The 12,233-nt window shown below is 68.0% G+C and carries 13 protein-coding genes; 2 read left to right on the top strand and 11 right to left on the bottom strand.

Annotation, left to right across the window (positions count from 1 at the left end; genetic code table 11):
* Window positions 1-101 precede the first annotated feature (101 nt).
* Genes OXR60_RS10375 through OXR60_RS10385 form a run of 3 tightly spaced genes read right to left on the bottom strand, consistent with a single transcriptional unit; the run spans window position 102 to window position 2,515 of the window.
* A complete protein-coding gene (locus tag OXR60_RS10375; protein WP_267395823.1) occupies window positions 102-1,004 on the bottom strand; it encodes a hemolysin family protein in 903 nt (300 codons plus the stop codon).
* A gap of 10 nt (window positions 1,005-1,014) precedes the next feature.
* Window positions 1,015-1,524 (bottom strand): rRNA maturation RNase YbeY, encoded by a 510-nt coding sequence (gene ybeY / locus OXR60_RS10380; RefSeq protein WP_267395824.1) that lies wholly within the window; start codon window positions 1,522-1,524, stop codon window positions 1,015-1,017.
* Window positions 1,517-2,515, bottom strand: a complete 999-nt coding sequence (locus tag OXR60_RS10385; RefSeq protein WP_267395825.1) for a PhoH family protein — start codon at window positions 2,513-2,515, stop codon at window positions 1,517-1,519. Before OXR60_RS10385 ends, ybeY begins: the two co-directional genes overlap by 8 nt.
* Window positions 2,516-2,852: 337 nt before the next feature.
* On the opposite strand from OXR60_RS10385, the gene OXR60_RS10390 reads away from it, so the two are divergent.
* Window positions 2,853-3,146, top strand: coding sequence for a hypothetical protein (locus OXR60_RS10390; protein WP_267395826.1), 294 nt, complete (start codon window positions 2,853-2,855; stop codon window positions 3,144-3,146).
* A 13-nt stretch (window positions 3,147-3,159) separates the two neighbouring features.
* On the opposite strand, the gene miaB is transcribed toward OXR60_RS10390, so the two are convergent.
* The 8 genes from miaB to OXR60_RS10430 all read right to left on the bottom strand — a co-directional run bounded on the left by miaB (window position 3,160) and on the right by OXR60_RS10430 (window position 11,220).
* A complete protein-coding gene (miaB, locus tag OXR60_RS10395) occupies window positions 3,160-4,497 on the bottom strand; it encodes a tRNA (N6-isopentenyl adenosine(37)-C2)-methylthiotransferase MiaB (protein WP_267395827.1) in 1,338 nt (445 codons plus the stop codon).
* A 34-nt stretch (window positions 4,498-4,531) separates the two neighbouring features.
* Entirely contained in the window at window positions 4,532-5,257 is a 726-nt protein-coding gene (locus OXR60_RS10400) for a lysophospholipid acyltransferase family protein (protein ID WP_267395828.1), read from the bottom strand.
* Between the two features lie 17 nt (window positions 5,258-5,274).
* Window positions 5,275-5,697 carry a Fur family transcriptional regulator gene (locus tag OXR60_RS10405; protein ID WP_267395829.1) on the bottom strand — a complete coding sequence of 141 codons (423 nt, stop codon included), beginning with the start codon at window positions 5,695-5,697 and terminating at the stop codon, window positions 5,275-5,277.
* Between the two features lie 185 nt (window positions 5,698-5,882).
* A complete protein-coding gene (gene rimI / locus OXR60_RS10410) occupies window positions 5,883-6,350 on the bottom strand; it encodes a ribosomal protein S18-alanine N-acetyltransferase (RefSeq protein WP_267395830.1) in 468 nt (155 codons plus the stop codon).
* Complete coding sequence (gene tsaB / locus OXR60_RS10415) at window positions 6,350-6,994, bottom strand: tRNA (adenosine(37)-N6)-threonylcarbamoyltransferase complex dimerization subunit type 1 TsaB (protein ID WP_267395831.1); 645 nt, start codon at window positions 6,992-6,994, stop codon at window positions 6,350-6,352. The genes rimI and tsaB overlap by 1 nt, the downstream gene beginning before the upstream one ends.
* Before the next feature lie 60 nt (window positions 6,995-7,054).
* Entirely contained in the window at window positions 7,055-7,648 is a 594-nt protein-coding gene (locus tag OXR60_RS10420) for a malonic semialdehyde reductase (protein ID WP_267395832.1), read from the bottom strand.
* A 2-nt stretch (window positions 7,649-7,650) separates the two neighbouring features.
* On the bottom strand, window positions 7,651-8,223 hold the full coding sequence (locus tag OXR60_RS10425; RefSeq protein ID WP_267395833.1) for a NifU family protein: 573 nt from the start codon (window positions 8,221-8,223) through the stop codon (window positions 7,651-7,653).
* 123 nt (window positions 8,224-8,346) lie between these two features.
* Window positions 8,347-11,220, bottom strand: a complete 2,874-nt coding sequence (locus tag OXR60_RS10430) for a M16 family metallopeptidase (RefSeq protein WP_267395834.1) — start codon at window positions 11,218-11,220, stop codon at window positions 8,347-8,349.
* Between the two features lie 220 nt (window positions 11,221-11,440).
* Between OXR60_RS10430 and OXR60_RS10435 the strand changes: the two genes are divergently transcribed.
* Window positions 11,441-12,229 (top strand): aspartyl/asparaginyl beta-hydroxylase domain-containing protein, encoded by a 789-nt coding sequence (locus tag OXR60_RS10435; protein ID WP_267395835.1) that lies wholly within the window; start codon window positions 11,441-11,443, stop codon window positions 12,227-12,229.
* Window positions 12,230-12,233: the final 4 nt, after the last annotated feature.

The raw sequence follows: 12,233 nt of genomic DNA on the forward strand, positions 1-12,233 counted from the left end.
AAGGTAGGCGGGGAGTGGGGAGGGAGCAAGCGGGGCCGCCGCAGATGGTGCGCGGCGCCATGTTTCTCGTCATCCCGGGTCGAGCCCGGGATGACGGGCGATTACGCGTCCTCTTCCACCGGCACCGGCGGATGTAGCCGCAGGCGGTGGATGCGACGCTCGTCGGCATCGAGCACCTCAAGACGCCAGCCGCTGGGGTGATCGACGCAATCGCCGGTGGCGGGCACGCGGCCGGCGAGCACCGCGGCAAGGCCGCCCAGCGTGTCGACGTCGCTGTCCGCCTCGCCGAGGCGCGGGTCGATCATCTCGGCGGCGTCTTCGAGCTCGGCGCGGGCATCGGCATCCCAGATGCCGCCGTCGCGCGGTACCAGCAGCGCCTCGGGCGCCTCGTCATGCTCGTCCTCGATCTCGCCGACGATCTCCTCGATCAGATCCTCGATCGTCACCAGGCCCTCGGTGCCCGAATATTCGTCGAGCACCACGGCAAGATGGACGTGGCTCGCGCGCATGTCGGCAAGCAGATCGAGCGCACCACGCGACATCGGCACGTAGAGCGGCTCGCGGATCAGCGCAGCGATGCTCTCGGGATGCGCGGCGCCGGTGGCGAGAATGTTGAACACGTCCTTGATGTGGACCATGCCGATGATCGTATCGAGCTCGCCGCGGTAGACGGGCAGGCGGCTGTGGCCGGCCTCGGCGAAGATCTGGACGAGATGGTCGAAGCTGGTGGCTTCCTCCACCGCGATGATGTCGGCGCGGGGCACGCCGACGTCGCCGGCGTCGCGTTCGCCGAAATGGAGCAGGTTGCGCACCATCTGCCGCTCGAGCGGGGTGAGATCGCCCTTGGCATCGGGAGCGGGATCGTCCTCGTGGCGATCGATCGCCTCTTCGAGCTGGTCGCGAAGGGTGTCTTCCCCCTGATCGCCGAAGATCAGGGTCTTCAGCCCGCGCCAGATGCTGTCGTTGGAGTCGCCGTTGCCGGCGCTACTTCGGTCCTCTGCCATGGCAGTAAGTTCAGTCCTCGCGAATCAGATAAGGGTCCGCGATACCGAGCGAGGCGAGCGCCTGGCGCTCGATCTCCTCCATGGCCTCGGCCTCATCATCCCCCAGATGGTCATAGCCTAGCAGATGCAGCGTGCCGTGCACCAGCAAATGGGTGGCATGCGCTTCCACCGGGATACCCCGCTCGGCCGCCTCGGCGACGCACACGCCGTGGGCCAGCACGATATCGCCGAGCAGCAGTTCGCCATCGTCCGAATTCTGGCTGACGGTGTCGATCAGATCGGGCTGAACCATCGGGAAGGAGAGGACGTTGGTAGGCTTGTCCTTCTGCCGATATTGCCGGTTGAGGGTGTGGACCTCGTCATCGCTGGTCAGCCGAACTGACACCTCGACCGCTGCCGCGCTGGTCAGCAATTCGCCGTGCGGCGTGCGCTCGATCGCGGCACGCGCGGCGCGCGCGGCAAGGTCGTCCCAATCGATGTCGGCCCAGGGGTCTTCGCGGGTCAGGGCGATCTCAAGCATTGGTGCCCTCATAGGCTTCGACGATCCGGCCGACGATCGGGTGGCGGACGACATCGGCGGTAGTGAAGCGGGTCATCGAGATGCCCTCGACCCCCTCCAACCGCATCGTCGCATCGGCAAGGCCCGATGCGGCGACGCCACCGGGCAGATCGGTCTGGTTGGGATCGCCGCAGATCACCATCCGGCTGTTCTGGCCGAAGCGGGTGAGGAACATCTTCATCTGCCCGGGCGTGGTGTTCTGCGCCTCGTCGAGGATCACGAAGGCGTCCGCCAACGTACGCCCGCGCATGAAGGCGATCGGCGCAATCTCGATCTCGCCGCTGGCGATCCGCCGCTCGACCTGCTCGGCGGGCAGGCAATCGTGGAGCGCGTCGTAAAGTGGGCGCAGATAGGGATCGACCTTCTCCTTCATGTCGCCGGGCAGGAAGCCAAGCTTCTCGCCCGCTTCCACCGCAGGGCGCGACAGGATCAGCCGCTGGACGCTGCCCGTGATCAGCTGCGCGACCGCTTGAGCAACGGCAATATAGGTCTTGCCGGTGCCTGCCGGCCCGAGCGCAAAGATCATGTCGTTGGTGGTGAGTTCGCGCATGTAATGCGCCTGCGCCGGCGTGCGCGGTACGATCGTCTTCTTGCGCGTACGGATCATGATCGATGGTGCGGCCGAGCGTTCGGTGCTGATGATGCCGTCGAGCACCGGCTCGTGGCTCATCGCGATCGCGGCGTCGACCAGTCCGGTATCGACATCCTCGCCGCGCTGGATGCGCGCATAGAGATCCTGGAGCACGTCGCGCGCGATCGCCACCTGCTCGGCCGTCCCCTCGAGCCCGACACGGTTGCCGCGCGCGGTGATATAGACCCCCAGGCGGTTTTCCAGCGCGACGAGGTTCTGGTCATAATGGCCAAACAGGGCGGCAAGGAGCTGGGGCTTGTCGAACAACACTTCTACACGGCTGCGTTCACCGGAATGGGCGGGGACAGGCTTGCGGCTCATGCGGTCCTTTCGGGGGTCATTGCGCGGGGTGCATCGGAGATGCCGGGCGCCAAGGCGGAGGTGAGGGTGGCACGGCCCGCGTTCAAGGGGCGAGTCGCGAAACGGCGCAGCTGCATCGCCGGCGAGTGTGGCAGGCCGCTGCCTCGGGCGACAGCCCTGATTATTCGCCCGGTACAATTGCGAGATGCCGTAATCGTGGCAAGGCACGGAACCCTTTGGAAATGTCTGCTTCTCCATGGAGATAAAACCAGAATGATGCGTTATCCGGCCTGATCTGGGTTAGTCTCTTGAGGTGTTTCGGCATCACAATGGCGTATCGTTCGTAAAAGGATGTACGATGAACAGTGGAACGGCCCGCCCCGACGATGATCCGATACGCGCGGAACGGTCCTGGGCGGACCAGGCCGATTACCATCGGCGCCGTGCCGAGCAGGAAGCGCTGCTCGCCGAGCGCACCACGGATCCCGCCGTCGCCGCGGCGCATCAGGCGCTGGCCGAGCGGCACAACAATCTTGCCGCGGCCGCTGAAATAGCCGGCACCCTGCCGGATTCAGCCAAGCCGGTGCCGGTAGAACAGGACGAACTCGTCGCCCGTGCGGTGGCGGTGCTGACGCCGAAGGGCGACGCGTAGCGCCGTCGCGGGATCAGGCCGCGACCTTCAACCGCGCGAGGCCGCTCAACGAATTGGGATCGGCGCGGACGATGTCCACCTCGACCATCGCACCGATCGGCGCCTCGGTAAGCAGGTGGACCGACTGAAGCCACGGCGACTTGCCGAGCATCTGCCCTGGTAGCTTGCCACGGCGCTCGATCAGCACCGAACACTGCCGGCCCACCGTCGCCGCGTTGAAGGCGTGCTGGTCGCGATTGAGCGCTGCCTGCAGCCGCTGGAGCCGCTCGTCCATTACCTCGGGTGCGACCTGCGCGGTCATCGTCGCCGCGGGGGTGCCGGGGCGGGGGCTGTATTTGAACGAATAGGCCTGGGCATAGCCGACCGCATCGATCAGGCTGAGCGTCTCGGCGAACTCGGCATCAGTCTCGCCGGGAAAGCCGACGATGAAGTCGCCCGACAGCGCGATGTCCGGCCGCACTGCGCGGACCCGATCGAGCAGCCGCAGGTACGAATAGCGATCATGGCTGCGGTTCATCGCCTTGAGCACCCGATCGCTCCCGGCCTGCACCGGCAGGTGGAGGAAGGGCATCAGCGACTCGACCTCGGCATGCGCGCGGATCAGGCCGTCGCGCATGTCGTTGGGATGGCTGGTGGTATAGCGGATCCGGGCGAGGCCGGGGATTGTATCGAGCGCGCGGATCAGCCCGTCGAGACCATGCACACGACCGACGGCGTCCTCGCCTTCCCAGGCGTTGACGTTCTGGCCAAGCAGCGTGATCTCGCGCGCGCCGGCGTCGACCAGCGCCTTTGCTTCGTCGACGATCGCGGCGAACGGCCGGCTGACCTCGGCGCCGCGGGTGTAGGGCACGACGCAATAGGTGCAGAACTTGTCGCAGCCTTCCTGCACGGTGAGGAAGGCTGACGGTCCGACCTTGCGTCGCGCCGGAAGCGAGCCGAACTTGGACAGTACCGGCATGTCGGTGTCGAGCGCGGCGGCGCCCGCCGCGGCCTGGGCGACCAGCGCGGGCAGATTGTGATAGGCCTGCGGACCGACCACCACGTCCACCTTGGCGCGGCGGACGATCTCCTCGCCCTCGGCCTGCGCGACGCAGCCGGCGACCGCGATCATCGGCGCCGCGACGCCCTTGCTGGCCGCGTCCTTGCGCAGTCGGCCGATGTCCGAATAGACCTTTTCGGTGGCGCGTTCGCGGATGTGGCAGGTGTTGAGCACCACCAGGTCGGCGGCACCGGCATCGTCGGTCGCGGCGAGGCCCTGCGCTGCCATCAACTCGGCCATGCGCTCGCCGTCATAGACGTTCATCTGGCAACCGAACGACTTGACGTGGAAGGTCTTGGGACTGGGCTTCATGCGCCGCGCGCATAGCCCAAGCGCGCGCGTTTCGCTACCCGCGCGCCGGCGCGGCTTCGATCCGGCGGCGCGCCTCGGCAGCTACCGCCTTGCGCCCGGCGAAGGCGAGCGGGTCGAACGGCTCGAGGAATGCAAGCGTGGCGACGAAGCTGCCACGGCGGCGCAGCACGCGGGCGGCATGGTGCTGGCCGGGTTCGTCGCCGACCCAGGCGAGGTCATCGGTGGCGGCGCCGTAATCGATGCGAAGCGGCTGGATCAGCACGCCGGGCGGCGGCGGCTCGAGCACGGCGAGCAGCGCCGACTTGAACGGCAGCAGCGTCTTGCCGTCGCCGGTGGTCCCTTCGGGGAAGATCGTTATCGCCCAGCCGTCGGCAAGCGCATCCCGCAGCCGGCCGATCTGGCTGGCGACCTGAAGCCGATCCTCGCGCGACACGAACAGCGTGTTGTTGAGCGTGCACAGCCAGCCGACCAGCGGCGCCTTGGCGAGTTCAGACTTGGCGACAAAGGTGCTGCCGGTCGCGCCGGCGATCAGCAGGATGTCGATCCAGCTGAGATGGTTGGCGACGAACACCACGTCGCGGCGGCGAGGCTGGCCAACGATGCGGCGGCGGGCGCCGACGATGCGCGCGATCAACCCGAGCAGCAGGCGCGGCCAGGGCGAGGGGAGGCGGAGCAGCCGCCACAATCCGTGCAGCACCAGCGCGATCAGCAGCGCCAGCAGCATCGCGGTCAGCCGGAGCGCGAGGCGGATGCTACCCACGCGTCACCAAACGTCGCTCACACCTTGCGGTCGAGCGAGACGCCGTAGAGTTCCATGCGATGGTCGACCAGACGGAAGCCGAGCCGCTCCGCGATCGCCTTCTGGAGCAGCTCGAGCTCGGGATCGACGAATTCGATCACCTTGCCGCTTTCGACGTCGATCAGATGATCGTGATGCGCTTCGGGCGAGGGCTCGTAACGGGCGCGGCCATCGCCGAAATCATGGCGATCAAGGATGCCAGCTTCCTCGAACAGCCGCACGGTGCGGTACACGGTGGCGATCGAGATGCCGGGATCGATCGCCGAGGCGCGCTCGTAGACCTTCTCCACGTCGGGATGATCCTCCGCCTCGGAGAGCACACGGGCAATCACCCGGCGCTGCTCGGTGATGCGCAGGCCCTTCTGGTTGCAGAGGGCTTCGAGATCGATCTTGCGAGGCATCATGCTTCCTTAACCCCATCCGCTTGTTGCGAGAAGCGAAACTGACTCGCAATAAGGATGAGCCGTCGATTAGCCGATCCGCTGTCATCCCGGCGGAAGCCGGAATTGTCCCTAATGGCGCTCTTTGTCCCCAAGATATTCCAGCTCGGGCGGGGATGACGGATCGGGGCGGGTAAGGCCGAGGGCTAGACCGGCCGGCGGTAGGTGTGAGCATCGTGGACGTCACCCGACCGGCCGCGATAATAGCCGCGGCGCTCGCCGACCTTCTCGAATCCCTGTGCCTTGTAGAGCGCAACGGCTTCGTTGCTCGAGCGGACCTCGAGGTGGAGATCGGCGATGCCAGTCGCCTTTGCCTCGGCGATCACGCCGCGCAGCAGGGCGGTGCCGATACCGCGGCGGCGATGGCGGGGATCGACCGCGAGGAGCAGCAGTTCCGCTTCGTCGGCGACGCTGCGGACCATCGCGAATCCGGCGGGCTCGTCGTCGATCTGCGCCAGCGTCACGCGGACGCCGGGCATGGCCATCACCCCCAGGCACTGGTTGCGCGTCCAGGCCTCGCCGAAGCGCGGGTCGAAAGCGGCGAGCATCAGCGCTTCAACGATGCCAATATCGCGCGCGTCGCCGGGGCGGAGCAGGATCGAGCGCGTCGCCATCAGGCCGGGGTGATCCCGCCGGGCAGCTTGGCGTCGGGCGCGCGGCCATAGATCGGGCGCGGCGGCAGGCTGGCGAGGGCGAGCGGCAGCAGGATCGCATCTGCCGCGTCGGGCAACGCTTCCAGCGCTTCGATGGCGGGATCGACCGCGAGGAGGCGGCCGACGCCATTGCCGATGGCGAGGCGCGTGCCGAGTGCGGCAACGGCGGCCTCGGGCTTGAGCGAGACGAGCGGCGCGAGGGGCGTCAGATCGGCGGCAAACGCTTGCATGAAGACCTCGCCATGCCCTCCCTCGAGCACCACCGCAAGATCGGTCAGCGATCGCGTGGCGAAGCCGGCGGCGGCGAGCAGGGCCAGGCTGGAGTAGCCGTGTGCCACGGCCCCCCAGCCAAGCGCGAGCCCGCGCGCAGCAGCGATGCCGACGCGCACGCCGGTGAAGCTCCCCGGGCCAACGTCAACCAGAATGCGTGGGGCGCAGCCGCCATCGGGCAGCCGGGCGATCATCGGCACCAACTGTTCGGCATGGCCGCGGCCGACCACCAGATGATCGCGGGCGATCACCCTGTCCTGCTCGATCAGTGCCACCGAACAGGCGGTGGTGGCGGTGTCGATCACCAAGGTACGAGGGAAAGGGGAGTCGATCATGCCCGCCTGTGGACGGTCATGCCGGCGGCCGCTACCCCGATTCGGGGCGGGCCGACGGCATCACGCGATACGATTGAACTTGTCGAACGCGGGACGCGGCGAACGCTCGTGGACCGAGGCGGGATCGCCATAGCCCAGCGTCGCGATGAAGTTGGTGCGCACCCCCGGCGCGTCGGCGAAGAACGCCTTGTCGACGAGGCCGGCGTCGAAGCCGGACATCGGCCCGACATCGAGCCCCAGCGCGCGGGCGGCGATGATGAAATAGGCGCCCTGCAGCGTCGAATTGCGGAAGGCGCTCGCCTCGCGCAGCTCGCTGTTGCCGTCGAACCACGCCTTGGCGTCGACGTGCGGGAACAGCTCGGGGAGATATTCATGGAAGTTGACGTCCATGCCAATCACCACGCTCACCGGTGCGGCGAGGATCTTGGGGCCGTTGCTGCCGCTGGCCGCAGCGGCGAGTGTCTGCTTGGCCTCGTCGCTGGTGCACCACACCAGCCGCGCCGGCAGCTGGTTGACCGAGGTCGGCCCCCATTTCATCAGCTCCCAAATCGCGTGCAGCTGGTCCTCGCCGACCGGCTGGTCGGTGTAATGGTTGAAGCTGCGCGCGGTGCGGAAGATGGTGTCGAGCGCGGCGTCGTCGAGCGGGGCGGCCATGTTCAGACGGCCCTCACTTCGGTGACTTCGGGCACGTAATATTTGAGCAACTGCTCGATGCCATTTTTCAGGGTCGCGGTGGAGGAGGGGCAGCCGGCGCAGGCGCCGTGCATGCGCAGGAACACCTTGCCCTTGTCGAAACCGCGATAAACGATGTCGCCACCGTCGTTCGCCACCGCCGGGCGCACGCGGGTGTCGATCAGGTCGCGGATCTGCTCGACGATCTCGGCATCGGCGGGATCGTCCTGGAAGTCATCCTCGGCGCTCGGCACGCTGAACCCGGCGCTGGCCGGCTTGAACAGCGGCATCGCGGCGGAGAAATGATCGAGCAGGATCGCGAGCACATCAGGCTTGAGTCCGGGCCACGAGACGCCGGGCGCTGCCGTCACCGAGACGAAGTCGCGGCCGAAGAACACACCGGTGACGTCGCCGAGCGCGAACAGGGCCTCGGCGAGCGGGCTGGCGTCCGCTTCCTCGGGGGTGGCAAAGTCCCGCGTGCCGGCGTCCATCACGACGCGGCCGGGGAGGAATTTGAGCGTCGCCGGGTTGGGCGTGGCTTCGGTCTCGATCAACATGCGCTGCATGTGGCGCGGCCGGGCCCCGCGATCAAGCCGGGGCAGGGAAAGGGATTGTTTCCGCCGCGGTGGGTTTGCCGCTAGCGGCACCGCGCTCCTGCGGCCGCAGGAGCGCGGTGCGCGCTACTTCGCCGCCAGCTTCTTCGGCAGCACCGCCATCGTCCAGTCCTTGGCCGGCAGCAGATATTTCGCCGCGGTCGCCTGCAGCACCGCCGGGGTGACCTCGCCGAAGTCGCGGCCGATCCGCCGGGTCGCTTCCAGGCGCCGCGGGTCGTAGGCGCCGCCCGACAGCTCGCGCAGCCAGAACAAGCTGCTGGTGGAGGCGCGCGCATAATATTGGCTGAGCGGCCCCTTCACGCGGGCGAGCTCGTCGGCCGAGATCGGGTTGGCGACCAGATCAGCGGCGATCTCGCGCGACAGCTTGAAGAACAGCGTGACGTTTTCCGGCGCCACCTGGCTCACCGCCATCAGCCGGCCGCCGCCGGGCAGGCCCTTGGGCCATTGGCTCACCACGCCGGGGCTGTAGCTTGCACCTGCGGCCTGACGCATCCGCTCGAACAGCCGATCGCTGAACACCTGGGCGAGCACATCAAGCCGACGGCTTTCGGCGATGTCGTCGAGACCGGCGCCGGTCGGCCAGGCGATCACCGCCGAAGCCTGGTTGTCCGGCCCATCATGGCTGCGCAGCACGGGAGTGGCGACATGCGCGGGGAAGCGCACGGCTGGTGCCGCCATGGCCGGGGTGGTGCGGGGTGGCAGCGCGGCAAGGCTCTTGGCGACGGCGGCGATCGCCGCGTCGGGCTGGACATCGCCGAATACGTCGACCTCGATCGGGCCGCTGGCGAGCAGCGGCGCCCACAGCGCCTGGAACGACTTGGGGGTGAGCGCATCGACCGCCTTGGCGTCGGGCGTCACCCAGCGCGGGTCGCCGGCGCGAAGCAGGCCTTCCAGATCGCGCGACAGAATGCCGTCCGACGAGGAGGTATAGCCGGGGATGGCGGTGAGCGCCGCCGATTTGGCGCGCGCCACCGGTGCTGCATCCCAGCGCGGCTGGGCGAGCTTGGCGGCGATGAGGGTGAGCTCGTCGGCATAGTCCTTGGGGCTGCTCAGCGCCGCGACCGAGAAGGCATCGTCGTCGATGCCGAAGTCGAGGCCCATCTGGCGCCCGGCGGTGAGCTGGTCGAGATCGTCCTGGCCGAGATTGCCGATCCCGCTTTCCATCAGCGCGAGATCGCCTGCCCAGGCCGGGCTCGGCCGGGTGGCGGGCAGCGCATTATAGCCGCCGCCGAAGCGAACGCGGACGAACACCCGGCCGCTGTCGGCCGTGTTGGAGAAGAGCAGCATCCGCACGCCATTGGCGAACACCACCTTCTCGACTGGCAGCCCGGCGAGCTGCTCGCGCGTCGCCACCGTGCCGGGCGCGCCGAGCTTGGGCAGCTTGGAGAAATCGACCGCGGCCTGGGCGCTGCGCTTGATCGTCAGCCCCGAGACGTCGGCCTTGAGCGCGGCGGCGAGCTTTTCGGCGACGCCCTTGTCGCCGGTGCGGGTGTTGACCAGCGCCCGCGTCGCATCGCCGGTAAAGATCTTGCGGGTGGAGGTGAGCACGTTGTCGGGGGTGAACATCCCCGCCTTCTTGGCATCGGCGAGGATGTCATACTGGTTCTGCGGCGCCGTCACCGTCTCGCGGATGTCGAGCGCGCCGGCCATGTCGTCGGCCTGCTTGGCGCTTGCCTCGACCCGCGCAGTCTCGACGCTGTTGCGCATCGCCACCTCATAGTCGGCATATTCGCGGTCGATCTCGGCTTGGCTCGGCGCGGTCTTTTGCGCATCGGCGATCTCGGCACGGACGTCTTTCAGCGCCTGCTCCCATTGGTCGCCCACGGGGAGGATCGTCACCGAGGTCATGTTCGCCGATCGCGAGGTGTCGTCGAGATCGACGCTCGCCTGGACGAAGCTGGCGCCGGCGCGCGCGCGCCGCTCGAGGCGGCGGTTGATGATCCGCGCCGCGAGCGTATCGATCATCCGCTTCTGGTTGAAGATCGCGGTGTCGTTGTTGAAATGCCAGGGGCGCATGGTGCCGAGCATGACCAGCGGCGGCAGGCCGGGCTCGACCAGCGTCGCCGCGGTTGGCTGGCTGGGGTCGGGCTTGCCGAAATCAGGATCGGCAGGCGCGGGGCCGGCGCCCTGCCAGTCGGCGAAATGCTTGACGACGAGCTGGCCGAGCAGGGCCGGATCCATGTCGCCCGAGATGATCACCACCGCGCGACTCGGGCGATACCAGCGATCGTGGAATGCCTTGATGCTGGCGCCGGTCGCGGCCTCCAGCGTCTTGATGGTGCCGATCGGCGAGCGATCGGCGAGCGGCTGGCCGGCGAAGAAGGTGGCGTTGACGGTGTCGCCAAGGCGCACCTGCGGCCCGGGCTGCTCGCGGCGCTCGGCGAGCACGATCGGCCGCTCGGCGGCGACCGCGGCGTCCGTCAGCGCCGGCTGCTCCATCATGCCCGACAGGATCTTGATGCTCTCGTCGAGCGTCTGTGGCGTCGCCGAGGGCAGGTCGAGCTTGTACAGCGTCTGGGTCGGCGTGGTCGACGCGTTGGAATCGGAGCCGAAGGTGGCGCCGAACCGCTGCCACACCCGCTTGGCCTCGCCATCGGGGACATATTCCGAGCCGCGGAACGACAGATGCTCAATGAAATGCGCATAGCCGCGCTCGCTGTCCTGCTCGTAGAGCGAGCCGGCATCGATGCGGACGCGGATCGAAACCTGCCCCGGCGGCACGCCATTCTTGCGCACCGCGTAGCGCAACCCGTTGGGCAACGTGCCGAACGACCAGGCGGGGTCGGGCGGCAGGTCGCTGCCCTTGTACAGCCAGGCCGTGGTGTCGACCTTGGCCGCGGGCTGTGCCGTGGCCGTGGGCTTGGGGGTAGACTGGCCAAAGGCCGGGATCGCCAGGGCGAGCAGGAATACGGGCGCGAATGCGCGGGGGGAAAACGCCATGGCCTGCCTTCTAGCGACATGGGCAGGGGCCTGCCAGCGCGACCTGCCGGACCATGTCCTCGCCCGGCTAGCGCCATGATTTCGACCAGAAACACGGCTAGCCCCACGGTGAAACAAACGGCGGCCGGCTGATCGCATCGATGGATGCGAGCGCGAGGACGGTGGCACAGTGAGATGGTGGACAGTGACGGCCTTGATGGACGGCGGGGCGGGGCCTGCAATGTGGCGGAATTCTGGCGCGGGCAGCGATCGCGACCGCAATCCGCCCGCCATGGTCGCCGCGGCGGGGCGGCCGCTGATCATCCGCGTCGGCAAGCATCTGCGCGGGCTGTTCGACCGGCTGATCGCCGCCTCGTCGCTGGTCGGCAACGAGCCGGTGCTCGACGTCCGCGATTTCGCCTGGACCGGACTGCTACGCGCCGAGTGGCAGGCGATCCGCGACGAGGCGCGGGCGGTGGCGCTGTGCGGCCGGGCCTCGCCGAGCCTCGCGACCATCTCGCCCGATCATCGCTCGATCGCCGAGATCGACAAGTGGCGCTCGTTCTTCCTGTGGGGCTATGGCTATCGGATCGACGACAATCTGGCGCGCTGCCCGCATACCCGGCGGATCGTCGAGCAGATCCCAGGGCTCAACAGCGCCTTTTTCTCTATCCTCGCACCCGGCACCCACATCCCGGCGCATCGCGGCGTCACCAAAGGGCTGATCACCTGCCACCTCGGGCTGATGGTGCCGCGCGACGGCGACGTGCGGATACGGGTGGGCGACCGGATCGTCCGCTGGGCGGAGGGCGAGACGCTGGTGTTCGACGACACCTATGATCACGAGGTGTGGAACGACACCCGTGGAACCCGCGTGGTGCTGCTGATCCAGGTCGAGCGCCCGCTCAGGAACCCCGGCAAATGGATCGCGGAGCTGTTTCTCGGCATCGTCCGCCGCTCGCCGTTCGTCCAGGAGGCGCGGTGCAACATCGCCAGCTGGAATGCGGCGATGAAGCGGCTCGACGCCTAGGCCG

The organism is Sphingomonas sp. GC_Shp_5, from assembly GCF_026540855.1.
In the GTDB taxonomy this organism is placed as follows: domain Bacteria; phylum Pseudomonadota; class Alphaproteobacteria; order Sphingomonadales; family Sphingomonadaceae; genus Sphingomonas.